Consider the following 24,012-nt stretch of genomic DNA (forward strand, 5'->3'; position numbering starts at 1 on the left):
ATTATTAGCAAAAATTTTATCCCAACCCACTATTGAATAGTATAATCTTTGGTATCCACTTCTGATAATCTAAAGTAGCCCAATGGAGCATTAGAAGAGTTAGTCTGATTAATAATATTTCCGTTAACAGCTGTAGGAATCGTAGAAAAAGGACCGCTTTCTGAGCCTGAAGCATTCAGTATTTTTCTGAAATAATCATAATACCTTTTGGAAACTGCAATTAATTTAATATTGATAAAATCTCAGGTTGGAACGTTTTCAAAAAGCAGTATAAAAGTCAAAAAGCTACTCCAAATTAATGAAAATAGATCAAAGTTTTTCCGATATAGAACCCAGTACAAATTATTATTTATTTGTCCGGGCAGAAAGGGTGAGTAAATCCTATATCGTTAATTCCATGCATATAAATTCTCTAGACAATAATACCATTTACATGAAGGAGAATGAAATCCCCATTGGAAATATATACAGAGATTATTTCTTCAAAGAATTTGTAACAAAAAAGATGTTGGGAAATAACACCTCATAGAAAATTCTGCAATAATCATTGAAACCAATACTTACCGATTTGAAATCATTCCTTAATAGCTATTATAATAATCCTAGTTATACATACAGGGCTTATTTAAATCTATTTGTTTGTTCTGATCACTTTTCTTTTATTTTTTGCCTATGTTTCAAACCAAAATTAAGCAAGGCATCAATGACCGGAAGAATCTCCTCCATATATTGAGTGGGTGTATAAGAAACGGTAACCGGTTTCGTATTATTCACAGTCCGGCTAATCAGCAAATTGTCTTCAAGCTCCTGTAACTCTTTGGATAGAACTTTTGGCGTTATGCCTACAGACTTCTCCAGCAAATCTGTGAATCTCATCACTTTATAATGATATAAATTATGCAAAATACAAAACTTCCATTTGCCGCTCAATAGCTCAAGGGCATCTTTTATAGCCAGTATTTTTTCCTTATCAATATCTTTTTTTTCGATCATAAATAGTGACTTTCCTAGAGGAAATGAATAGTAAATATAGAGCAAATATCCAATACTTTTGTTTGCAAAATAAAATCATTCGCAATGAAAGTAACACTAATCGCCAATATTTCAGCTAACGGAAAGGTCTTATTATCGGACAATCCCCATCATCAATTACCACCGGAAGCAATGGAATTTTACCTGGAGTATGCAAAACAAGCCGGAAACCTTGTCATAGGATTAAAAACCTTTGAAAATTTCCTGAACTTCCCCCAAGATGGTCGTGAACTTTTTGATGGAATAGAAATCATAGTATTAGCATATGCTCCTTCTTTTGCAGTCCATTCCGCTGCGATTTTCTGAAACGCTAATACTTCTTCAGAAAGCTGTTCACCATCAGCTATATAGGGTTTATAAGAACCTGAAATGTAATTAAGATGCAAACCAATCATATGAGAGGGGGATTTTAAGGACAGCCAGGTGCTTATGCCCGAACCTATATCGCCGCCTTGAGCTCCATATAAATATAAAGTGGTAATTACAACATTTCATACTCTTTTAATAATTGACCGTCCTGAAAAGCACTTCTTTTAGAAAGGAAATAAAGAAACACCATAATATTATTATGGTAAAATGGTTTTTCCGTAACAAATCTATGTTTTAATTGTTGTTAAGATTATGGCTGTCCTTTACCTCCGGCTGCTCCGTAAATCTGTCCAGTTGCAAAACTGGCGTCATCAGCTGCTAATTGAACAAATATAGAAGCGAGTTCTGCAGGCTGCCCCGGCCTTCCTAGCGGTGTATCACCACCGAATTTTTCCAGATTTTCCTGTGTCTGCCCTCCGCTTACCTGCAAAGGTGTCCAAACAGGGCCGGGCGCAACGCCATTGACCCTTATCCCTTTCGGGCCCAGTTGCTTGGCAAGAGATTTCACATAATTGGTCGTTGCTGCCTTGGTTTGTGCATAATCATAAAGATCAGCGGATGGATCATAAGCCTGAATAGACGATAGACCAATGATAGAAGATCCTGGTTTCATATGAGGCAGAGCTGCCTTTGTGATCCAAAAAGGTGCATATATATTGGTTTTCATCGTCCAGTCGAAGTCTTCGGAGCTAAGATCGAGTATAGATTCATTGGCTTTCTGATGACCTGCATTATTGATCAGAATATCCAGACCTCCGAGTTGCTGTACAGCCTGGGCAACCAATTGCTTGCAAAAGGCTTCACTGCGAATATCCCCGGGGATGGCAATACCTTTACGACCTTCCTTTTTAATGAGCTCAATCACCTGCTTTGCGTCTTCCTCTTCTGCAGGCAGATAATTAATTGCTACATCCGCTCCTTCTCTTGCATAAGCAATAGCTGCAGCCCGACCAATGCCTGAATCACCGCCTGTGATCAGTGCTTTTCTTCCTTCTAATCTTCCAGAACCTACATAGCTCTTCTCTCCATGATCGGGTACCGGTGTCATTTTGTTTGCCAATCCGGGAAAAGGTTGCGATTGCTTATTAAAAGGCGGCTTGGGATATTTGTTCCGGGGATCCGTAAGCTCCTTCGCATTCGTTTTTCTTGTAGTAGTACTTTGTGACTGCGCTAAAGCACCGGGAGCAACGGCTGCCACGGCAACAGTTGCAGCTATTTTTCCGATAGCATCTCTCCTTGTTATTTTACTTTCCATATCAATATGATTTATTTGGTGTTTAAAGAATTTATGATTTGAAAATGAGCAGCAGGACACGCCAATATTAAGTGCGAATTATTGAACATGTTACTGATTGCTCAATTGCCACATACTCTATTATATTCAGTGATAAAAGATTGTAATTGATTCGGTTTAATAATTATAATCTTATTACAATTATTTAGTGAGTATAAGTGTAAAGGTAATAGACTGCTCAACAAAAGTTTATGACACAGATCATAATTCAATTATTGTTCGAAGGAATGATGATTAATTGTTATTAAAATATCCCTTATGATAGACTGTCCACAGAATACCATATAACCACAAAAAACTAAAATATGATGGAAAAAAATTATAACATAAGATTTTGTTGGCTGCAAGTTGAGCAGAGCCATCATTGAGTATTATGCAAACTTTATCTATAGTATTTGTAGCACTTCCAGAATGTTTATTTTAAATAGACTAAAATATCAAACACAACTGATTAAACATAAGAGTTGATAAAGAGATTTTACATTTATAAAAAAAAAGACAACTATCAAATAGTTGCCTTTTTTTTGTGACCGCAGAAGGATTCGAACCCTCACTGTCGGAGCCGAAATCCGAAGTTCTATCCATTAAACTATGCAGCCGATCCGTAATAGATTGAAGTAACAAGATCAGAAGGAATTAAACCTTCTTACTCCTATTCTTTAAAGTACTACTAGAAAGTAATCTTTACACCACCCAAAATCTGGGCTCCCAATACTTTATATCCTTTGTAGGTTTGGTAGTTTGAGTTCAGAAGATTATTTCCGGTTGCAAAAATACTGAAATTTTTGTGAAATTTATACTCTGCGGAAAGATTTAAATCTGCATAACCACCAACTTTATCATTAGTGTTCTCTGTAGACTGATACATCATAGCAGGATTTGCCACTCCCTCGATAGAGTAAGAGTTTGTCGTTCTGTCACTTGCAAAAATTCCCTTGAACCCTAGCAATAACTTTTTATCAAGCATTGAATATTTCGCACCAATGCTGGCATTAAATAAAGGAACGTTATAAATATTATCGTAATTCTTCAAATTATACTTTGTGAATCTCAATTCAGCATCTAAAACAAGATTTGCCAGAGGAAAATACTGAATGCTTCCTTTGATATCACTTACATTACCGTCATCGTAAATAGCAGAGAATGTATTCGCAAAATTATATGCAGAACGGTTTAATGTAAAATCATTATTGAAAAGATCATTAGCCTTAAAGAAAAGGATATCTCTCATTTTTCCAAAACCAGCTGAGAAATCATACTTGATTGTTTCATCAATATCCCCTCTTAAACCTGCATAAAAATGATATTTGGTTTCTGTAGGCTTCAACATCTGATCGGAAAGGATAAATGGATTTTGCTGCAGAAGGTCACTGTAAGTGTTTAGTTTTAAACCTCCGTCTACCCCTCCATAGAATTTGAATTCTTTTGAAGCAGCTACCTGGAATTCAGCTTTTGGAAACCAGTAGCTTTTATTGTTTTTAACCTGCTCCATAATGGCACTTGAATTTTTACCATTCAGAAATGCAAATGAAGAACCCACCATTAAATAAGACTCTCCCTTAGTGAAAGTAACTTTCGGATCTAAAGTAGCGTTGAAATAATTGGATGAATTTTTATCCCTGATTTCGAAATCGGTTTTAACGGTTTCCAATCCTACTCCCAAATCAGCATTCATGAGAATGTCATTTTTAGACAATTCTACACCATGTTTTGATAAATTCACCAAAACGGATGCCTGGTTTTCCTGAGCGTCAAAATGATCCTTTAAAAAAGAGGATTTAACCCTTACATCATTTAAGATCTCATTTGAATAGAAATCATAGTATCCGTTCACTTTAAATTGGTTTACCCTCTGCGTCAGATCCACATCTGCTGCAGGTTCCAGAGCATAGATTCCGTAATACCTGTTGTTATCCAATCCATATTGGGCATTCAAATTGAATTTTCCTTTTTCTCCATAGGAGTTTAAGAAAGCCCCTATAGTGGCAGAACTCTGTTTGGAATCCCATGCATATTCTCTTTTCAGTCCCAATGTTGACAGAAAATGCACATCAGCCCCTACTTCAAGCTTATTATCAAGGGTTTTCGAAATGTTGGCATCTCCTAATATCTTTCCGAAATTCCCCATCCCAAATTGCAGGTAATTATTTTGAGCAGATCCTTCAAATTTCGGCGTTACATCCTGACCCTGAATTGTGGAAGTTTTAAAGTCTGAAACAGCAGGAACATCTGTAATCCTGTATTGTACAGGATTCTGAGATTTCTCTTCAGGCGGATAGTTCTTAATAGTTTCTATTGAAGTCTTTTTCTTTTCGATCTTTTTAACTTCCGGTTCTCTTTTTTTATTAAGAATCAGCCTTTCTTCCTTGATCTGGGAAAACGCAATCTGCGAAACCCCTAAAAATAATATGGATAATATTTGAATTTTCTTGTTCATTATTGCTTTGTATTTATGTATCTACGGCATGTATTAATGAAATAATACCCGTCGATACGACCGTACATTTTCTTTATTTTTTGATCTGTTTTTTCACTTCCTTAGCTTCATTAACAATTTCCGGGAAGTCCTTGTAGTTCGCAATGATCTGATCACAAGTATAACTTGCCTGGTAATTATCTTTTAAACCAATATAGTTTTTCGCCATCAGCACCAATGCTTTAGCTCCCCAATACTCCTCAGAAGAATAGTTATTAGCCAGCTTGAAGATGGTTTCGTTGGAAGATTTGAATGCTTTTCCTTTGTTCTGGTAAAATGCTTTTGCATATAATGCTTCTGCTGCCACCTCAGTATTGGAGGATTTTTCAAGAGAAGCGTAAGCTGCCTGGGCATCTTTATCTTTCGAAGAGTTCATGAGACTTCTTGCCTTGATTACTTTTGCCGTTTCAATAACAGCAGCAGAGTTTTTAGTATTAGCAATAACATCATTGGCCAGCTTTTCAGCCTGAGAGAAGTTTTTCTCCTCAGCATACATCTTCATTAATTCCACATTCGCGTAGTTTTTAATATTGATATCCGAAGAGTTTTTAATATTCTCTAAATATTTTTTAGCTTCTGCACTATTCCCCTGCGACACATAAATCTGGGCTAAACGGGTTTGTGCATCATCCTGGTAATCATTTTGAACATTAGCAACTTCCTGAAGCACCAATAACGCTTTTGTTGTATTATTCGTTTGATAATAACTTTCTCCCAGTTCATATTTAGCCTGGAAAAGTCCCTCTCCCGTAGGGTTTTGTGTAAGGTATTTCTCATAATAAGAAATGGCATTCTTATAGTCTTTTTTCGAGAAATATTGTTTTCCTGTAGAAAGGTTGATCTCATCGATCTCCGAGGCATCTACATTAACCCCAATATTTTTTGCAAAACTTTCGTACCCTGCAACATCTCCATTTTTAGTAAATACAGGTTTAGCCGCCTGAACAATTTTCTGGGCGTATGCGGTATTCTTATACTGTTCTCCCAGCGATTTCAACTCAGCAATCGCTTTATCGTTCTGGTTCTGATCAATATAATTTTGTGCCCTGTAAATAGATGCGTTAGCAACAAGGTCTTTATCTGAAGAGGTTTTAATTACTTTTGCAAAATAATCATTAGAGTTTGTAAAGTCGTCCTGTGCCGCATATGCTGTTCCGATCTCATATTGAGAATCATCGTAATAGTCGGATTGCGGATATTTGGACAGAAGGGATTTTAGCGTATTAATTTTAGCCTGCGTATCCCCTTTAAATCCTAAAGCCATCCCCTTCTGGTATAAGGTATAGTCCGTAGAATCCTCATTTTTATCATAGATAGCGATTGCATCATTCAGCTCATTATTTGCATAATGAATATCTGCCAAACGAAGTTCCGCATCATTTTTAAATTCCGGTTTAGGGTTTGTAAGGTATTGTTTAAAGTAAGTTTGGGCCTGATCAAATTTTTTGGATTTGAAATAAGCATATCCAAGATCATAAGGCAGCTGTTGCTTCTCTGGAAAGGTAGCGGTCAGTAATTTTTCATAACGTACAATTGCTGATGGATAATTTCCTTTCTGGTAGTAAGTCTGAGCCAGCCAGTAAAGTGCCCTGCTGTTGAATTCTTTATTGATATTGAACGCAAGGCTTCTTAAGAAATATTTTTCTGCCTCATCATAATTTCCTTTGTTGAACTCCTCTGTTCCCAACAGGTAAGAAACCTCCTGATCTACTTTATCAATTTCCGGAGATGAGCTTTGCAACCTGTCGATTGCATTTAATGTTTCCTTGTAATTCCCTGAATACAAATAGGATTTCACCAGCAAAGACCTCATCTCTGAAGCATTATCTGCATTCTGGTTTTCATTGATGTAACTCTGGATAACTCCTGAAGGACTTTCAAAAGGGTTTCCGATATCGTAGCTTAATTTTGCGTATTGCTCATGCGCCAGCTTCTTTACTTTTGCATCATAATTCATCTGGTAAGACGATCGGAATGCAGACAATGCTTCCTGTTTTTTATCTACTGCCAGATAAGCATTCCCTAACTGGTAATAAGCATTTTGAGCCAATGCAGAGTTGCTGTTCAGCAATTGATTGTAATAAGAAACCGCTTCATCATATTTCTTCAGCTGAGCAGCTACAAATCCCATTTCATACAAATCGTTCTCAGAAGGACTTTGCTGAACACTCAGGTAATCCTTCAGGTGCGGATATGAAGCAGCATAATCATTCTTCATGAAATAACTTTCCCCAATGATTTTATGAACTTCTGCTTTATAGGAATCAGAAATATTCTCATTCAATAAAAGATTTCCTTCAGAAATTGCTTTATCATAGTCCTTGTCATTGTAGTACATCTGAACGTAATAAGGACGAACCAGCTTTGAATATTTAGGCTGATCTTTTACAGAATCAAAATACTGGAATGCTTTATCATTCTGCCTGTTTGAATAATACAAATGTCCCAGCATATAAGCAATATCCCCTTTTTGAGATTCATCAGCCGATTTATAAGCTTCTTCCAGCGCATCTATTGCTCCTTTAGAATCTCCGGTCATGAATTTTGCATATCCTAATTTTAGAATATACTGGGTATTTTCTTCTTTTGAAAGCTGATACTGATTCACATTTTTCAAAGTCTCCAGCGCTTTATCAAAATCTTTTTTAGCCAGATAATAATCCGCCAGAGGCAAATTAGCCTGAGCAAAATATGCTGAATGCGGATATTCTTTGATAAAGGCCGTTAAACCTTCTTCAGCATGATTTTTCTGAAGAATAACTCCGATCACATTATCAAAAAACTGGGCTGCTTCTTTCCTGGATCTCGACAGATTTTGATTGTAAAAATATTGTCGGGCATATTCGTATTGAGAAGCGTTGTATATTTTGGTTTGGTAAAGATTTTCAGCTAGATTGAATCTGTAATTTTCTTTCTGTGTAAAGTATTGAGACTGTTGAGCATCGGAGATTCCGAAATAGATCACAGCAGCCGCTAAAAGTATTTTTTTTGATTTCATTCTTTATGGAATAAAAAAATTAGTCTATTATACCAACGAAAGTATTGAAAACTTATTGCTTAGGCAAATCCCGGCCGGGAGTTTATGGAAAAATATAGAAAATTTAGCTATTTTTTAACATACTTTTATAATTATCATTACATTTGTTTTTTTTCAACTTCAAATATAAATATTGAATGAATCAACTTTTCAGGAGGAAAAACTATTCAGAAACAGATACATCTACCAGTCTTTTAAGAGTTTTAGGTGTTTGGGACATCGTTTTTTTTGGTATTGCAGCCATTATTGGAGCAGGGAGTTTTAGCAGTTTGGGCGAAGCTGTTTTCAGAGGGGGCCCCGGAGTTATTCTTTTATATTTAATTTGTGGTTTTGCTTGTGGCTTTACAGCGCTTTGTTACGCTGAATTTGCCAGCAGAATTCCTACAGCAGGTTCTGCTTACACATATGCTTACGCAAGTTTCGGAGAATTAATTGCATGGATCATTGGTTGGGCATTGATCATGGAGTACTCTTTCGGAAATATCTACGTGGCTTTTTCATGGTCCGATTATTTTACAAGTTTCCTGGGACGTCTGGGTATGCATATTCCCGATTATCTTACCTGCAGCTATACGGAAGCCCAAAAAGCATTTCTCAACGGTTCAGAAAATAAGGAGTTGCTCAACGCCTGGAAATCTGCCCCATTAATAGGAAGCTTAAAGTTCATCGTTGATGTTCCTGCCCTTGTGATCAATGGTCTTATAACATGGCTCTGCTATGTGGGAGTAAAGGAAAGTAAAAATTTCAATAATTCATTGGTTATTTTAAAGCTGGCAGTAATTGTTTTAGTGATTCTTGTAGGATTTTCTTATATCAATACCGATAACTGGACTCCGATAAGCCCTGAAACACAAACTCCATCCTTTATGCCAAATGGCTTTGCAGGAGTTATGAGTGCTGTTTCCGGAGTTTTCTTTGCCTACATTGGTTTTGATGCCTTAAGTGTTCTGTCTGAGGAAACGAAAGATCCTCAAAAAACTTTACCGAAAGGAATGATCATTTCCCTGGTTCTTTGTACAGTGATCTACATTGCTTTAACATTAGTCCTGACGGGAATGGTAGATTACAGAAAATTTGATGGTATCGGCGATCCTCTTTCGTTCATCTTTGAAAAATCCAATGCCAATGTAGCGTGGATGGAACTTGTCGTTTCCTTTGTTGCTATCGTTGCCATTACTACCGTATTACTCGTTTTCCAGATGGGACAACCAAGAATCTGGTATGCGATGAGCCGCGACGGATTGATGCCTGAAAAATTCAAAACGGTACATCCTAAATACAAAACACCATCATTTGCAACGATTGTTACAGGTATTGCCGTAGGAGTTCCTATCCTCTTTACGGACAAGACATTCATTCTTGATTTTACCAGTATAGGGACCATTTTTGCATTCGTTCTTGTTTGTGCAGGAGTTTTAATGCTTCCGGCAAAGGAAAAGATCAAGGGCAGATTCCACCTTCCTTATATTAACGGGAAAATTATATTCCCCGTAATATTTATTGGTGGATTAGTAGGTTTTTATATGTGGCAGCCTCAGTTCTTCCACAACCTCATGGATTGGAATGATCCTAAAGAAGGTGAATTCAGGGCTTCAATCTTTGTGTTCATTATTATTAATCTGATCCTTTGTTTCTTTACTTTTGTTAAAAATTTCTCCTTAATTCCTTTGATAGGGTTAAGCTCATGTCTTTACCTTCTTACTGGAATGAGCCATGAAAACTGGTTCTGGTTCGGATTATGGTTCGCTATAGGTTTAGTGATCTATTTTTGCTACGGATATAAAAACAGTAAGCTGGGAAAGGAATCTTCAAGAGACTAATTACAAATAAGCGAAAAGGCTCAATGGCCAAATCGCAAAAAAATACTACAAGGCAAAGTTGCGATTTCGCAATTTTGCCTTTTATTTTGCTCTTAAATGCCAGTGATTGATCACACCTGAAGTCTATTCAGCATTCCTGTATTTTCAATTGTGAAATTTTAAAATTAAATCACCTTCAGGCAGTTTCACCATTCATAAATCAGTGATTTGATTTCTCACCAAAATTGGCGAACTTATTGCTTTAGATTTTTGGAAACTTAAAAACCATTATACCATGTCTGAAAGAATAAAAACATACAAAGAATTTTATCAGTTTTATCTTACCGAGCACAGTAAAACCGGAACCCGTATTTTTCATTTTCTGGGCACCCTTCTGGTATTTTTAGTTATTGCTTACGTTATCAGTTCAGGAAAGGAAAGGTTCTTATGGTACATTCCTATTTTTGGATATGGTTTTGCCTGGTTCAGTCACGCATTGATTGAAAGAAATAAACCGGCAACTTTCAAATATCCCATATGGTCATTAATTTCAGATTTCCGCTTATTTTTCGAACTTCTGATCGGGAAACAAAAGTTTATCACAAAATAGTCGCATTTCATGCACTATCTCACGTATAATAAATAATCAGCCCGGGTTTTGCTTCGCAAAACCCGGGCTGACTCAAACTTTTAGTTCTCAACCATTACCTCTCTCTACTTAAACCTCTTTTTAAAACTAAACTTCAGCTGGTTAATCAGTCCCGGTTCGATAATATCAATTCCAAGTCCGAAATTGCTATCAGCAACTGTATGATGTGCAGCCCTGAATGTTTCAAATTCTTCTTGCGGGATTTCAAGATTGACCAAAGGCTTATAGTCGATGAAAACAGTTGCTCCGTTTTTGGTGATCTTCTTACGGCTTGTATAGTCAAAATATGGGTTATTGATTGTACTCTCCTGAACCGTATATTTTTCCTCCGTATCTATTTTCTGATCCGTATACAGATTGATCTCATATTTTTCCGTATCAAAATTGTGCCAGAAAGGTAAATCTTTATGGAGGAAATCCCTGGCACTGGCTTTGATTACATTCCGGTCAAAATACATTAAAAACCGGTTGTTTTGCGGATCTACATAATAAGGGTTTTCAACAGTTGCCTGATATTCGATCTTGAATTCGTTCAGCTTTTTGTCATCACTTATAATTTCTATTAAAGCGTCCTTAAAAATATTCCTTACATCCATTCCGTTTCTGTCATTGGAATAATTCAGGCTGTAAAACAGGAAATTATTCCAGCTGTCTATCACTTCTCTTTTATTGGTATTTTTAAAATACCTTCTCATAGCGTTAGCCCTGTTGCCTTTGTATACCGTTGTTAGTTTTAATTTTCCGGTCTTATTTTCTGCATTGAACTCTACTTTTTCATCTATACAATAGTATGGATAGCGGAATGGTTTTCTCTGCTGTAATTCCTGATCTCGCTTCACTTCCAGATAGTGCATAAAATAAATAAAGCCCCTGTTTTCAATCATCCCGAACTCATCACGGATTGTAGCATCTATGAAATATTCCTCTCCTTTATAATTGATTTTCACAACCACATGATTGAATGAAAGCAACGAAGGCAAATAATATTTGATATAATAATCCGTATGATAATTAACCAAAACAACGGATGAATCGACCCCAATATAATCCAAAACAACTTTCAGCAAAACACATTTCGCCTTACAGTCCCCTTGTTTATTCTCGTAAGTTACTGACGGTTCCTGAGGCTTGTGACCATTCATTTCATCAGCATTGAATATATAATAGATATTATTCTGAACGTATTCAATGGCAAACTGAAGTTTCTCATCCTGATTACTAATTGCATCCAGTTTTTCGACAAGTTTTGGAGCAAAATCTTTTAATGAGGACTTATTATAGATCTCTTCATATATAGGAGCAATATAATTGGAAAGATCTTTCCAGTTGCTTTCTGTTGCAAAATCAATGAAAGGAAAAATCTCACGGCTGGCATCTACAGGATTGATGTAATTTTCTTCCCGGATCACAAAACGCTCCCCTTTCTTCAGATGATGAGTTTCAGGTTTTAAAACATTTCCCTGCTCATCTCTGAAAAATACTTTTTTATAGGCAACCGGCTCTTCACGTTCATTAACAAAAGTGAACTGATAACTTCCGTAAGCCCAATAATTATCAGGGCTTACCCATACGTATTTAGAAAATTCCTTCCTTAAAAAATCCCGATCGGTAAAAGCCTTTACCCTGGAATCTTCAAGGATCAGAATATCATAAAGCCTCAGATCTTTTATTGTAATATTAATCTTCTTATTACTGCTTAAGATGCCTCCGCTGCTTTGATTTTCACTATCCAGAACCTTAATTTTTGTATCTGGTATTTTATCGATCAAAACACCTTCTCGTAATACACTGATTCTATGAATATGGTAAACTTCATTTTCTTCGACCACTACATCCATTACTGAAGCCCTCTCCAGATTGGAAGGTTCGTTAAGGGTGTAAGCCATGCATACATACTCATTGCTTTCCGCATTACTCGTGTAATAAATCTTGTCCAGAAAATAGCAATAATCCCGCCCTTCATTAATTTGTTTATTAGAGAAATCCGATTCTCTTATCTTTTCAATAAGCTGTTGATCGTCTACACTTCCCGCCCACGACTCAGGTTTTTGAATTTTGTAATTTTCAATGTGAATTTGATTATCCATATTATTATTTGCTATTTAAAATGTTTTGGTTAAAATAATTAACAGAGCGGAAATTAAATAATAAATACATAAAAAGCAAGAGTAGAACTACGACTGTTGCATACATTCTTTCGGCACAATAATTGCCAGTAAGTTTTAAAATTTAGATTTATGAAAAATATGATGACGATTGTAAGAGGAGCGCTTCCTGTATTAGCTTTGGCTGTATTAACACAATGTACAACTTCTGCAAAAGTTTCCAACGGAAATGAAAAGACTTTCATTGTTGGGCCTCAGACTGCTGATTGTACGGGAGTGGCACCTATGAAATGTCTTCAGGTAAAAGAAAATGCTTCAGAAAGCTGGACGAATTTTTATAGCAATATTGAAGGATTTACCTATGAACCGGGTTACGAATATGTTTTGAAGGTAAAGACTGAAAAAATAGAGAACCCTCCTGCAGACGGATCTTCTATAAAGTACACACTGATCCAACAAGTTTCCAAAACTAAAAAATAAAAAATGCCTCCTTAAAGGGAGGCATTTTTGTATAGTTGACTTATATTCTAATGTTCATGATCTTTTGGAGGTTGCGGGTATTTTCCCTTGGTTGCCTCTCCCACTGTATTAGCTGTAGTCATAGCAACAACAAGATCATTCAGCATTCCACTCGCTGCTGTAGGAGAATTAGGTAACAATACAAGATTACTTCTGCTGCTAGCCCCCACAGAATGGAGTGTATCATAATGCTGCGTCACTACAATCAGAGCAGATGCTTCATGGGAATTGATATCCACATTGTTCAGCATTCTTACAGATTCCTCAAGACCTTTTGCTATTTCTCTCCTTTGATCAGCAATCCCCTGACCCTGTAATTTTTTTGATTCTGCTTCTGCTTTTGCAACAGCTACAATCCTGATTCTTTGTGCTTCGGACTCATATTCGGCAGCTGTTTTTTCTCTTTCAGCCGCGTTGATCCTGTTCATAGCATGTTTTACCTGTTCATCCGGATCAATATCCGTTACAAGAGCTTTGATAATATCATATCCGTAGCTTTGCATTGCTTCCTGGAGCTCTGCTTTTACAGCAATTGCAATATCATCTTTCTTTAAGAAAACATCATCCAGCTTTAACTTAGGAACCTCAGCGCGTACCACATCAAAAACGTATGAGGTGATCTGGTCGTGGGGACTTTCCAAACGGTAAAATGCGTCGGCAACCTGTGTCCTGATCACCTGAAACTGAACGGAAATTTTCATTTTCACGAAAACATTATCCAAAGTCTTGGTATCGATCATAACGTCCAGCTGCTGAATTCTAAGATTCATTCTTTTAGAAATCCTGTCTAAATATGGTATTTTAAGCTGCAAACCCGCATGGCGCACAGAATGGAACTTCCCTAAACGTTCTACAATAGCTGCAGTTTCCTGTTTTACTGTAAAAAAAGAAGCAAAGAGGGTTACAAGCCCTATAAAAACAATAATGCCTAAATATGTCATAGTATAATAATTTTAATTGATAGGTCGTATAAGATACGGTTTTGTTATATTTTTTTTTAACAAAAAATCAATTATAATTACATGGTCATGCCGATGTCGATTCCTTTGATCTTTCGGTAGAGATCAGTGGCATAATTATCGGTCATTCCCGAAACAAAATCGATCACTCCCAATACCTTCTGGTATTCTGTTCCACTATCATATAAAAACTGGTTAGGAAGAAGTTTTAAAGCCATTTTATCATATGATTTTCTTTCTTCTTTTGATTTTAAAACGGAAGGAATGAAATGATCCAACAATTCGTACATAACATTATACCCTGCGTTTTCAATTTCTACAACAGCTTTATGGTTGTATATCTTTTCGATCGAGAAGCTTTCGATATCCTGCAATGTTTTGTTATTGGATTTATAAATATCCAGCAATGCTTTATCCAGGTTCCCACGGAGAATATCTTCAAAGTTCTCTTTATAGGTTTCAATTGATTTATTGATCAGGGCATTAATAACTTTTGCCCGCAGATAAGAGATCCTTTCATTGTCATTCGAAATAGAAGCCAACTTCTGTTCTACTCTTCTGACATCCTGATTCTCAGATTTAATCAGTTCAAAGAATAGGTTTTCACAATCCGAGGTAGAGACAATCCCCAGACGATGGGCATCCTCCATATCAATAATGTTATAGCAAATATCATCTGCAGCTTCCACAAGCCATACAAAAGGGTGTCTTTTAAAAATATGCGGCTCGTTGCTTTCGCAGATCAGGTTTGTTTTTTCTGCGATTTCCAAAAAAGTTTCCTTTTCATTCTGGAAAAAACCGAATTTTTTCCGATGGATGATTCCTTTTTGTCTTGCAATTGCCTCACAAGGGTACTTGGCAATACTTGCCAGGGTAGTTAGAGTAAGCTGAACTCCTCCTTCATCCTTGCCTTGCTGCTGATGAGCCAAAACCCTGATCGCATTGGCATTTCCCTCAAAATTCACCAGATCCGCCCATTCTTTTTCAGAAAATTTTGGTTTCAGATCTTTTTCATTTCTTTCAAAGTAGCTGGCAATAGCATCTTCTCCGGAATGTCCGAATGCCGGATTTCCCACATCATGACATAAACATGCTGCTGCTATTACATTACCTAAATTGTGCAGATAAAAATTCTTAGACTCTTCTGAAAGATCATGACTGAAACTTTCAGAAATAAACTCTCCTATGATACTCCCCAAACTTCTTCCAACTGATGAAACTTCTAATGAGTGGGTGAGACGGTTATGAACAAAGACACTTCCCGGAAGTGGAAATACCTGTGTTTTATTTTGTAATCTCCTAAAGGCTGCCGAAAAGATAATTCTATCAAAATCCCTCTGAAAATCTGTTCTGGACGCTATAGTATGTGGATTATTTCCCGTACGTTGATTGGTGAAAATCTGATTTAAATTCATCATTTTTCAAAATTACTTCAAATTTTACTTTTACGGAATACTATTTGAATTTTTATAGAAAATTAAAGCTATGCCAGAAGGTCCGTCTATACTCATTATGAAAGAGAATCTCCAGGGATTTACAGGAAAAAAAGTTACCAAAGCCTGGGGAAATGCTCAATTTGAAAAAGAGCCACTTGTAGGAAAAACTCTTCTTGAAATAAGAACTTTCGGAAAGCAAACCTATCTTGTTTTTGATACAGTAAGTGTGCGTATTCATTTGTTGATGTTCGGTTCTTATGAAATTAACGAACAAACAAAGCCGGACAAAAGCTTACGTTTAGCGTTAGCCTTCAAAACGGGAAGCATGTATTTTTATACCTGTTCTGTAAAAATGGTGGATTCAGAATTCCTGTCCACCATAGATTGGGAAGCCGATGTTATGAGTGACCAATGGGATCCTAAAAAAGCAGAAAAGAAACTGAAAGCGAATCCACAAATGATGGTTTGTGATGCTTTGATGAATCAGGATATTTTTTCAGGAGTCGGGAATATTATCAAAAACGAAGTTCTTTTCAGAATCGGAGTTCAGCCTGAAAGCCTTATCGGAAACCTTCCTCCCAGAAAACGTAAAGAACTTATTCATGAAGCCCGGAATTACAGTTTCGAATTTTTACAATGGAAAAAGGAATTCGTGCTGAAAAAGCAATGGCTGGTTCACACCAAAAGCACCTGTCCGAAGTGTGGACGTAAACTTATAAAAAAGCAAACTGGTCTAGGTAAGAGGCGTAGCTTCTATTGCGAAAAAGATCAAAAACTGTATTAACCCCAAAACTTTAATTTCGAAACTACAACAAAACCGACATTCTGTCTTCAAATAAAAGCCTTTTCCATTTGCGAAGTCCTAAAATAAATAATTAAAATTTTAGTGCATCTCATTTAACTTAGTTGGTAAATCATTATCCAACTCCCAACACAGCAAATTTTTTCACATTAAATATTGAATTGCCGCCAAAATAATGGTGGTCAGGTGAACTATTGTGCATTATCAAAACTTGTTAATTATTTAATTATGTCCATTCCAAAACAGATTTTTCAAACATTCAAGTCTAAAAAATTACCTTTAATTACTCAATGGCACATTTGGCGAATGAAGAGAAAAAATCCGGAATACCAATATCATTTCTATGATGATAACGATATCCAAAAATTCATCACGGAGGAATTTCCTCCCCAGTATATTGAAAATTACAATAAGCTAACCATTGGCGCGGCAAAAGCTGATTTTTTCAGATATGCTGTTTTATATAAAAAAGGAGGAATCTATCTTGATGTAGACAGTGCCATCACAAGACCTTTAAGGGATCTCATTAAAGATGATGATGATGCTGTAATAAGCAGAGAAAGACATGATGGCTTGTTTGTTCAATGGGCACTGATATTCAATAAAAATCACCCTTTCCTAAAAAAGACTCTGGACCTTATGCTGGACAATATCGAAACCCACCGATATCCCCACAATATCCATGCTACTACTGGCCCAACGGTTTATAGCGAAGCAATCAGCCAGAGTTTGAAAGAAAATTCAAATATCTCCTATAGATTATTTCCTGGAATTGAGTTCAGAGGTTATCTACAATTCAAATATAAGCTGGGAAAATTCTTCCTGTATGAAAAAAAAGCAGAACACTGGAAGCTAAAACAAACAACCCAGGATATCATTAAACAAAATCAGGTAACATTGCTTCTTGTCATCCATACTTTGATGGAATTTATCATTTAATTATTAACGGCATTCTATTTCACAAAAAATTAGTGATCATTTCATTGGAAATATTTTAAAATCACAAACATAAATTTTAATTTTGTGATCCGCCAATAACGGTTAAATACAAGAGTTTCCTATGATTAATATCAACGATTTTATTGATGAGTTTTTTGATTTCACCGCCAACACCCATCTTTTTCCCTGGGAAGTTATCAACCATCTGGATGATCTTCTGGCAGAAAAATTCAATCAACTGACTGATGAATATGAAATTTCGGGTAATATTGCTATTCACAAAACGGCTACAATAGAGCAAAATGTTATTTTCAAAGACAGGATCATCATCGGAGAAAACTCTTTTGTTGGAGCCAATGCATATCTCAGAGGTCCTGTTTTTGTAGGAAAAAATTCCAAAATCGGTCCCGGATGTGAAATCAAACAAAGCATCATATATAATGATACTGCCATTGCTCATTTTAATTATATAGGAAACAGCATTATCGGAAACCGGATTAATTTTGAAGCAGGTTCCATCTGTGCAAATCATTATAATGAAAGAAAAGATAAAGAGATTTCGGTTCTTTTTAATAATGAGATCATCAGAACCCAGACTTATAAGTTGGGCTCTCTCGTAGGTGATGATTCACGGATCGGAGCGAATGCCGTATTATCTCCTGGAACTATATTACCTAAAGAGAGTATTGTCAGAAGGCTGGAACTTATCGAACAGGTAAAGGCTGATCAGTAAAAATTAATTCTTTTCTTCTTAGTCTTTCTTTCACTACCCAAATCATTGCAAATAAAAGAAACTTTATAATCTGCAAAAGCGAAATTACATAACCCTATGTAAATGGTTTATTGAAATACCTATGACTTAACAGTAACCCATTCTGCTAGTGTGCCCCCATTTTAGAAAAAAGGTTAATCACAATTACTCCTATTACGATCAAGGCAATACCAATAATAGCAGGCAAATCAGGAACTTGCTTAAATGCTACCATTCCAATGATGGTAATGCATATAATTCCAACACCTGACCAGATCGCATACGTAATTCCTATCGGGACATGACGAAGTGTAAGACTTAGAAAATAAAAAGCCACCGAATATCCTGCAATAGTAACAATGGAGGGTATAAGCTTCGAAAACTCCTCGGATTTCTTTAAAAACGTTGTGGCAATAATTTCAAAAACAATGGCAAGGATAAGAAAGAGATAACTGCGTCCCATTAAAAAATCTTTTAGTCACAAAAATAGCAAAAGTGACAGTCTTAATTCAGTTCAATTTTTGTCCATTATTAAATCTTCGTAATGATCTATTTTCTATACAGTTTGAAAAATAAATTTTATTAATATTTAATTTTTAATTTATCACTTTAAAGTGGCTTATCTCTTTTTCGATTTTCCGATAATATGCACTGCATTCCTTTTATCAATCTTTAAATACAGAACGGAAATCTTTTATCAAATTAATAATTTTTACGAATAACATAATAATAATACACATATTTTTTCAAAAATATATTAAATTAATGTAAACAAATAATCACAAAAACAACACCAAGCTAACACCTAAATACCTGATAAACATCACAATTATTCTATTTGGCATGTCATTTGAAAGCTGTAATATTGCAATTAGAAAATTAGCAAAGAAAGTATAATTAAAATTTAAAAAAAACAAAAATGGTAACCTACGCTTTTATCGCAACATGTATAGTAGTATTCGCTTCTTATTTTACAACAGTTAGAAGAGAAAGAAATTAATAAAAGAGTTATACTGCATTCAGTTTTACACTATTTATTAATTGTATTGTTTATGTTTGCCATCTGATTCTGTCAGATCGCCGCTCTTTTACTCAGTAAGAGTAAAAGAGCCCCAAACATAAACCCAATGATTCAAGAACTTACCTTTATAGAGAAATCAGTTTTCACTCAACTGAATCTAACAATTTCACATTTACACCCCGATTTAGAAAGCGAAGAATACCTAGGGTATAACTTCCGACTTAATCAATATCATATCAAATTCAGAAAGGCTAAGATAACTCCGATAAAAAGAGGCCAGTTTGTTACGCTGTGGAAAAGAAATCAACAGACCCAACAAACCGGACCTTTTACCATTTCCGATCCTTTTGATTTTTACATGATTTACACAGAACTCCAAGACAAGGCCGGTTTTTTCTTTTTTCCAAAACAAATTCTTGCAAGACAACATATAATAACATCCTCCGCCAAAGAAGGAAAACGCGGATTCAGAATATATCCGAACTGGGACATCCCGGTCAACAAACAGGCTGCAAAAACAAAAAGCTGGCAGGAAAAATTTTTCATTGACTTCTCAGAAACTGACCATATGGAAAGAATCCGGGAAATTTTATCTGTTTCACATCACGCTTAATACACTTTGAAATATTTATCTTTGCACTTCAGTATATTTTGGTAAAACCCATCTTTAAATTATTCAAAGGCATGAATCTGTACAACCTTATTATTCAAGACAAAGAAGAAGTTACCCTTAATGATGTATTTCTTGAAACCTCCAATAGGGAACAGTTTGTACAGCTGATTAAAGAACATACATACATCAAAGAACTCCAGGAATATGGACTTCCTGTTAATAATAAAATTTTACTGCAGGGAAGTTCAGGGTGCGGAAAGACAATGACAGCAAAAGCTATTGCTAATGCATTGGGTAAAAATATCATTGTGCTCAATCTCAGTAACATTGTATCCTCCAGGATAGGAGAAACTTCGCAGAACATAAAAATGATCTTTGATAAAGCAGGTCGCGAAAGGTCGGTTCTTTTTCTGGATGAACTTGATCAGATCGGAAAAGCCAGAGGTAGTGATGATAAGGATGTAGGGGAAATGAGAAGACTTGTTAATACCCTACTCCAGCTTATTGATTATTACCCGGAAAATTCTTTATTGCTTTGTGCAACCAACCATCCGGAAATTATTGACACCGCATTATTGCGACGTTTCCAATTGAAAATCAATTACGAAATGCCTTCCAAAGAATTTTTAGATCAATTTTATGACAGCCTCTTAGCACGGTTTCCAGAGGATATTAAGGATATTAAGCGCCAATACAACATTTCCTTTGCCGAAGCTAAAGATTATGCATTTACTATTGTTAAAGGAAACCTTATTAAAAAGCTGGAAGCACAGAGAGAATCCGCCAAAATATAAAGACTCATCATATCAATTTTTTATCGCCTCTATTTTTTTGATATCTGTAAAACCACTGTACAGCTATAGTTTTGAATTATATATTATTCAAAACATATAACTCTATAATAATTCACATACATTCGGCATATTTATTGATGATAATCCACTAATAACCAAACATATATACACATGATAAAAAAACTACCCTCTATTTGCTTATTAATAGCAGCATTATTCCTATTTTCCTGTGAAAAAGGTAATAATAGTTACCACGGTAATGAAAGCCAAAATGCAATTGAAATAACCTCAATTATCACATTTAGCATTATGGCGATAGCGCTTCTGATAGCGTATACATCAACAAGAAGGAAACATTAGAAAATGTAAACAAAAACCCACTCAAAAGATGAGTGGGTTTTATATTTATTGGTTAGAACTTTCTATTACATATAAGCTTCAATAGGCTCACAAGTACAAACCAGATTTCTATCTCCATAAGCTTCATCCACTCTTGAAACAGAAGCAAAGAACTTATGATCTCTTACCCAGTCAAGAGGATAAGCTGCTTTCTCTCTGCTATATGGTTTATCCCATGAATCAGAGATAACAAGCTGTTCTGTGTGCGGAGCGTTTTTCAACACGTTATTTGCCGGATCAGCTTCTCCGTTGGCAATCTCATCAATTTCTTTTTTGATAGCAATTAAAGCTTCTGCAAAACGGTCAATTTCAGACTTACTTTCAGATTCAGTAGGCTCAATCATCAATGTTCCTGCAACAGGGAAAGATACGGTAGGAGCATGGAAACCATAATCCATTAATCTTTTAGCTACGTCAGCCACCTCAATTCCCAAAGTTTTAAACTGACGGAAATCTACGATACATTCGTGAGCTACTTTTCCATTTTTGTTTGAATATAAAATAGGGAAATGCTCTGCTAAAATCTCTTTCAGATAGTTGGCATTCAGAATAGCATGCTCAGTAGCTTTTTTCAATCCTGAAGCTCCAAGCATCTTAATGTATGCATATGAAATATTAAGGATCAATCCTGAACCGTAAGGAGCTGCAGAGATTCCTTCAATAGCTTCTTTAGTTCCCACTTTAATGTTGGCATTGGTAGGCAAGAAAGGCACCAAATGTTTTGCAACACAGATTGGTCCTACTCCAGGTCCTCCACCTCCATGTGGAATAGCAAAAGTTTTGTGAAGATTCAAGTGGCATACATCCGCTCCGATGTTTCCAGGACTTGTATATCCTACCTGAGCGTTCATATTGGCACCATCCATATATACTTGTCCGCCATGCTGGTGGATAAGATTGGTAATTTCAATAATGTTGGCATCAAAGAATCCGTATGTAGACGGATATGTAATCATTACACATGACAGGTTTTCAGAATGCTGTTCTGTTTTAGCTTTTAAATCGTCGAAATCAATCTCCCCGCTTTCAAGGTTTTTAACTACTACGATCTTCATTCCCGCCATTGCCGCAGAGGCCGGATTTGTTCCGTGTGCAGACTGAGGGATCAATACTACATTTCTATGACCTTCTCCTCTTGAAATATGATATTCTCTGATGACCATCAATCCTGCATATTCTCCCTGCGCACCAGAATTTGGCTGAAGCGAAGTTCCTGCAAAACCGGTAATTTTAGCCAGATCTTTTTCTAATTCACGGATCATTTCCTGATACCCTCCTGCCTGATCTACCGGTACAAATGGGTGAATACTTCCCCAGTTATCCCACGAAAGCGGAAGCATTTCAGTTGCAGCATTCAGTTTCATTGTACAAGAACCCAATGAAATCATTGAATGCGTTAATGATAAATCTTTTCTTTCCAGACGTTTGATGTAACGCATCAACTCTGTTTCTGTATGATATTTATTGAATACTTCTTCCGTAAGAATCTCATCTTTTCTCAAATTCTCTTCAGGAATACTGTATCCTTCTTTTATCTCAAGTTTGAACGTCTGCTTATCTTTGAACTGTGCGAAAGAAGCCATCAGAATATTCAATTTTTCCAATGTTGTACTTTCATTGATAGCAATACTTACAACTCCTTCTGTGAAATAGTTCAGATTAAGCTTATGGTCAAGCATCATTCTTGACAATCTTCCTTTTTCATCTTCACTCATCTCAATTTTTACCGTATCAAAGATAGGTTCCTCAACAGTCTGATACCCTAAAGCTTTTAAACCTCCTTTCAAAGCATTGGCTTTAAAATGAATCTGGTCAGCGATATAATTCAATCCTTTAGGACCATGATATACGGCATACATTCCAGCCATTACTGCTAAAAGTACCTGAGCTGTACAGATATTGGAAGTTGCTCTTTCTCTCTTAATATGCTGTTCTCTGGTCTGTAAAGCCATTCTTAAGGCACGCTTTCCATACATATCCTGAGAAACTCCGATGATTCTTCCCGGAATATCTCTTTTATAATCTTCTTTACAAGAGAAGAATGCTGCGTGAGGTCCTCCGTAGCCTAATGGAATACCAAATCTCTGAGTAGTCCCTACGGCACAGTCAGCTCCCATTGAAGCCGGTGATTTCAACTTAACCAAAGCCATTGGATCACAAGCCACAGCAACCTGAAGGTCTAATTTCTTGTATTCTACAATGTCCTCTGTATAATCCAGAACAATCCCGTTTTTACCAGGATATTGCAATAGAACTCCATAATAAGATCCATCTAACTGGTGGGTTTTATGGTCACCTTCTACGATTTCTATACCAAGTCCTTCTGCCTTTGTCTTTAAAACGGAAACCGTTTGAGGCAAAACAAGATCAGAAACAAAAAACTTATTTGCATCGACTTTTTTCTGGTCCTTTGTTCTGTTATTAAAGAACATATGCATTGCTTCTGCAGCAGCAGTAGATTCATCCAGCAATGAAGCATTTGCCAAAGCAAAACCTGTAAGATCACGGACAACAGTCTGGAAATTCAAAAGAGCTTCCAATCTCCCCTGAGCGATTTCCGCCTGGTAAGGTGTGTAAGCTGTATACCAGCTTGGGTTTTCAAAAATATTTCTTTGAATAGCCGATGGTAAAAGCGTATTGTGATATCCAAAACCGATATAACTTGTATAATCAGTATTTTTTGAGGCCAATTCTTTTGAATGAATAAGCATCTGATATTCTGAAAGCGGTTCGGAAATATCAAGGTCTTTTTCTAAACGGATAGAAGAAGGGATGGTTTGAGAAATTAACTCTTCGATACTTGAAACGCCGACTCTTTCTAACATCGCCTGCTTATCGGCTTCATTAATAGAAATGTGACGGCTCACAAACTGTTCTGTATTCATTTTTTTTATTAGATTTTGTTTGTAAAAAAGATGGGTAAAATTACAATTTTTTAAGGGATTCTACAATAGTCAAAAATTACTGACAGATATTGATAATTACTATTATTCCATAAACGTGTGTTTAAAAAAACAA

The 24,012-nt window shown here is 36.1% G+C and carries 19 protein-coding genes and 1 tRNA gene; 10 read left to right on the plus strand and 10 right to left on the minus strand.

Translation table 11 applies throughout. The features are described 5' to 3' along the window. Positions 1 to 298 precede the first annotated feature (298 nt). Positions 299 to 529 carry a hypothetical protein gene (locus PFY10_05445; GenBank protein ID WBV57885.1) on the plus strand — a complete coding sequence of 77 codons (231 nt, stop codon included), beginning with the start codon at positions 299 to 301 and terminating at the stop codon, positions 527 to 529. A gap of 119 nt (positions 530 to 648) precedes the next feature. Here PFY10_05445 and PFY10_05450 read toward each other — a convergent pair whose 3' ends face one another. Then, entirely contained in the window at positions 649 to 993 is a 345-nt protein-coding gene (locus tag PFY10_05450; GenBank protein WBV57886.1) for a helix-turn-helix domain-containing protein, read from the minus strand. Between the two features lie 84 nt (positions 994 to 1,077). On the opposite strand from PFY10_05450, the gene PFY10_05455 reads away from it, so the two are divergent. After that, entirely contained in the window at positions 1,078 to 1,338 is a 261-nt protein-coding gene (locus PFY10_05455; GenBank protein WBV57887.1) for a hypothetical protein, read from the plus strand. 313 nt (positions 1,339 to 1,651) lie between these two features. Here the strand turns inward: PFY10_05455 and PFY10_05460 are convergent, their stop codons facing one another. The 4 genes from PFY10_05460 to PFY10_05475 all read right to left on the minus strand — a co-directional run bounded on the left by PFY10_05460 (position 1,652) and on the right by PFY10_05475 (position 8,169). After that, the gene (locus tag PFY10_05460) at positions 1,652 to 2,656 is read right to left on the minus strand and encodes an SDR family oxidoreductase (protein ID WBV57888.1); all 1,005 of its coding nucleotides are present in this window, start codon (positions 2,654 to 2,656) and stop codon (positions 1,652 to 1,654) included. A 566-nt stretch (positions 2,657 to 3,222) separates the two neighbouring features. Beyond that, positions 3,223 to 3,294, minus strand: a tRNA-Arg gene (locus tag PFY10_05465). Positions 3,295 to 3,365: 71 nt separating this feature from the next. Next, on the minus strand, positions 3,366 to 5,132 hold the full coding sequence (locus tag PFY10_05470; protein ID WBV57889.1) for a TonB-dependent receptor: 1,767 nt from the start codon (positions 5,130 to 5,132) through the stop codon (positions 3,366 to 3,368). A gap of 73 nt (positions 5,133 to 5,205) precedes the next feature. Continuing rightward, a complete protein-coding gene (locus PFY10_05475) occupies positions 5,206 to 8,169 on the minus strand; it encodes a tetratricopeptide repeat protein (protein ID WBV57890.1) in 2,964 nt (987 codons plus the stop codon). Positions 8,170 to 8,345: 176 nt separating this feature from the next. Between PFY10_05475 and PFY10_05480 the strand changes: the two genes are divergently transcribed. Next, a complete protein-coding gene (locus PFY10_05480) occupies positions 8,346 to 10,028 on the plus strand; it encodes an amino acid permease (protein ID WBV57891.1) in 1,683 nt (560 codons plus the stop codon). 274 nt (positions 10,029 to 10,302) lie between these two features. After that, positions 10,303 to 10,617, plus strand: coding sequence for a DUF962 domain-containing protein (locus PFY10_05485; protein WBV57892.1), 315 nt, complete (start codon positions 10,303 to 10,305; stop codon positions 10,615 to 10,617). Between the two features lie 104 nt (positions 10,618 to 10,721). Here the strand turns inward: PFY10_05485 and PFY10_05490 are convergent, their stop codons facing one another. Continuing rightward, positions 10,722 to 12,743 (minus strand): hypothetical protein, encoded by a 2,022-nt coding sequence (locus PFY10_05490; GenBank protein WBV57893.1) that lies wholly within the window; start codon positions 12,741 to 12,743, stop codon positions 10,722 to 10,724. 150 nt (positions 12,744 to 12,893) lie between these two features. Between PFY10_05490 and PFY10_05495 the strand changes: the two genes are divergently transcribed. Continuing rightward, positions 12,894 to 13,241, plus strand: a complete 348-nt coding sequence (locus PFY10_05495; protein WBV57894.1) for a DUF4377 domain-containing protein — start codon at positions 12,894 to 12,896, stop codon at positions 13,239 to 13,241. 47 nt (positions 13,242 to 13,288) lie between these two features. Here PFY10_05495 and PFY10_05500 read toward each other — a convergent pair whose 3' ends face one another. Further along, the gene (locus PFY10_05500; GenBank protein ID WBV57895.1) at positions 13,289 to 14,221 is read right to left on the minus strand and encodes an SPFH domain-containing protein; all 933 of its coding nucleotides are present in this window, start codon (positions 14,219 to 14,221) and stop codon (positions 13,289 to 13,291) included. 77 nt (positions 14,222 to 14,298) lie between these two features. Continuing rightward, complete coding sequence (locus PFY10_05505; GenBank protein WBV58923.1) at positions 14,299 to 15,654, minus strand: deoxyguanosinetriphosphate triphosphohydrolase; 1,356 nt, start codon at positions 15,652 to 15,654, stop codon at positions 14,299 to 14,301. A gap of 70 nt (positions 15,655 to 15,724) precedes the next feature. On the opposite strand from PFY10_05505, the gene PFY10_05510 reads away from it, so the two are divergent. The 3 genes from PFY10_05510 to PFY10_05520 all read left to right on the plus strand — a co-directional run bounded on the left by PFY10_05510 (position 15,725) and on the right by PFY10_05520 (position 18,149). Then, positions 15,725 to 16,459 carry an endonuclease gene (locus PFY10_05510; protein WBV57896.1) on the plus strand — a complete coding sequence of 245 codons (735 nt, stop codon included), beginning with the start codon at positions 15,725 to 15,727 and terminating at the stop codon, positions 16,457 to 16,459. A 324-nt stretch (positions 16,460 to 16,783) separates the two neighbouring features. Next, a complete protein-coding gene (locus tag PFY10_05515) occupies positions 16,784 to 17,416 on the plus strand; it encodes a glycosyltransferase (GenBank protein ID WBV57897.1) in 633 nt (210 codons plus the stop codon). Positions 17,417 to 17,537: 121 nt separating this feature from the next. Beyond that, the gene (locus PFY10_05520) at positions 17,538 to 18,149 is read left to right on the plus strand and encodes a DapH/DapD/GlmU-related protein (GenBank protein WBV57898.1); all 612 of its coding nucleotides are present in this window, start codon (positions 17,538 to 17,540) and stop codon (positions 18,147 to 18,149) included. 145 nt (positions 18,150 to 18,294) lie between these two features. On the opposite strand, the gene PFY10_05525 is transcribed toward PFY10_05520, so the two are convergent. Beyond that, positions 18,295 to 18,630: an SMR family transporter gene (locus PFY10_05525; GenBank protein ID WBV57899.1), complete on the minus strand. Its 336-nt coding sequence runs from the start codon at positions 18,628 to 18,630 to the stop codon at positions 18,295 to 18,297. Positions 18,631 to 19,294: 664 nt separating this feature from the next. Here PFY10_05525 and PFY10_05530 point away from each other — a divergent pair. Together PFY10_05530 and PFY10_05535 are read left to right on the plus strand one after the other, a co-directional pair. Continuing rightward, positions 19,295 to 19,801, plus strand: coding sequence for a MepB family protein (locus PFY10_05530; protein WBV57900.1), 507 nt, complete (start codon positions 19,295 to 19,297; stop codon positions 19,799 to 19,801). Positions 19,802 to 19,872: 71 nt separating this feature from the next. After that, entirely contained in the window at positions 19,873 to 20,595 is a 723-nt protein-coding gene (locus PFY10_05535) for an ATP-binding protein (GenBank protein WBV57901.1), read from the plus strand. 425 nt (positions 20,596 to 21,020) lie between these two features. Here PFY10_05535 and gcvP read toward each other — a convergent pair whose 3' ends face one another. After that, positions 21,021 to 23,879: an aminomethyl-transferring glycine dehydrogenase gene (gene gcvP / locus PFY10_05540; protein ID WBV57902.1), complete on the minus strand. Its 2,859-nt coding sequence runs from the start codon at positions 23,877 to 23,879 to the stop codon at positions 21,021 to 21,023. Between the last annotated feature and the right edge of the window lie 133 nt (positions 23,880 to 24,012).

The organism is Chryseobacterium daecheongense (genome assembly GCA_027920525.1).
GTDB lineage: Bacteria > Bacteroidota > Bacteroidia > Flavobacteriales > Weeksellaceae > Chryseobacterium > Chryseobacterium proteolyticum.

What these genes read in the sequence shown, in the direction of transcription:
- PFY10_05460 (WBV57888.1), bottom strand. Translation starts at nt 2,656, where the DNA reads ATGGAAAGTAAAATAACAAGGAGAGATGCTATCGGAAAAATAGCTGCA.
- PFY10_05505 (WBV58923.1), bottom strand. Translation starts at nt 15,654, where the DNA reads ATGAATTTAAATCAGATTTTCACCAATCAACGTACGGGAAATAATCCA.
- PFY10_05500 (WBV57895.1), bottom strand. Translation starts at nt 14,221, where the DNA reads ATGACATATTTAGGCATTATTGTTTTTATAGGGCTTGTAACCCTCTTT.
- PFY10_05530 (WBV57900.1), top strand. Translation starts at nt 19,295, where the DNA reads ATGATTCAAGAACTTACCTTTATAGAGAAATCAGTTTTCACTCAACTG.
- PFY10_05515 (WBV57897.1), top strand. Translation starts at nt 16,784, where the DNA reads ATGAAGAGAAAAAATCCGGAATACCAATATCATTTCTATGATGATAAC.
- PFY10_05535 (WBV57901.1), top strand. Translation starts at nt 19,873, where the DNA reads ATGAATCTGTACAACCTTATTATTCAAGACAAAGAAGAAGTTACCCTT.
- PFY10_05480 (WBV57891.1), top strand. Translation starts at nt 8,346, where the DNA reads ATGAATCAACTTTTCAGGAGGAAAAACTATTCAGAAACAGATACATCT.
- PFY10_05510 (WBV57896.1), top strand. Translation starts at nt 15,725, where the DNA reads ATGCCAGAAGGTCCGTCTATACTCATTATGAAAGAGAATCTCCAGGGA.
- PFY10_05495 (WBV57894.1), top strand. Translation starts at nt 12,894, where the DNA reads ATGAAAAATATGATGACGATTGTAAGAGGAGCGCTTCCTGTATTAGCT.
- PFY10_05525 (WBV57899.1), bottom strand. Translation starts at nt 18,630, where the DNA reads ATGGGACGCAGTTATCTCTTTCTTATCCTTGCCATTGTTTTTGAAATT.
- PFY10_05490 (WBV57893.1), bottom strand. Translation starts at nt 12,743, where the DNA reads ATGGATAATCAAATTCACATTGAAAATTACAAAATTCAAAAACCTGAG.
- PFY10_05520 (WBV57898.1), top strand. Translation starts at nt 17,538, where the DNA reads ATGATTAATATCAACGATTTTATTGATGAGTTTTTTGATTTCACCGCC.
- PFY10_05470 (WBV57889.1), bottom strand. Translation starts at nt 5,132, where the DNA reads ATGAACAAGAAAATTCAAATATTATCCATATTATTTTTAGGGGTTTCG.
- PFY10_05445 (WBV57885.1), top strand. Translation starts at nt 299, where the DNA reads ATGAAAATAGATCAAAGTTTTTCCGATATAGAACCCAGTACAAATTAT.
- PFY10_05475 (WBV57890.1), bottom strand. Translation starts at nt 8,169, where the DNA reads ATGAAATCAAAAAAAATACTTTTAGCGGCTGCTGTGATCTATTTCGGA.
- PFY10_05455 (WBV57887.1), top strand. Translation starts at nt 1,078, where the DNA reads ATGAAAGTAACACTAATCGCCAATATTTCAGCTAACGGAAAGGTCTTA.
- PFY10_05485 (WBV57892.1), top strand. Translation starts at nt 10,303, where the DNA reads ATGTCTGAAAGAATAAAAACATACAAAGAATTTTATCAGTTTTATCTT.
- PFY10_05450 (WBV57886.1), bottom strand. Translation starts at nt 993, where the DNA reads ATGATCGAAAAAAAAGATATTGATAAGGAAAAAATACTGGCTATAAAA.
- gcvP (WBV57902.1), bottom strand. Translation starts at nt 23,879, where the DNA reads ATGAATACAGAACAGTTTGTGAGCCGTCACATTTCTATTAATGAAGCC.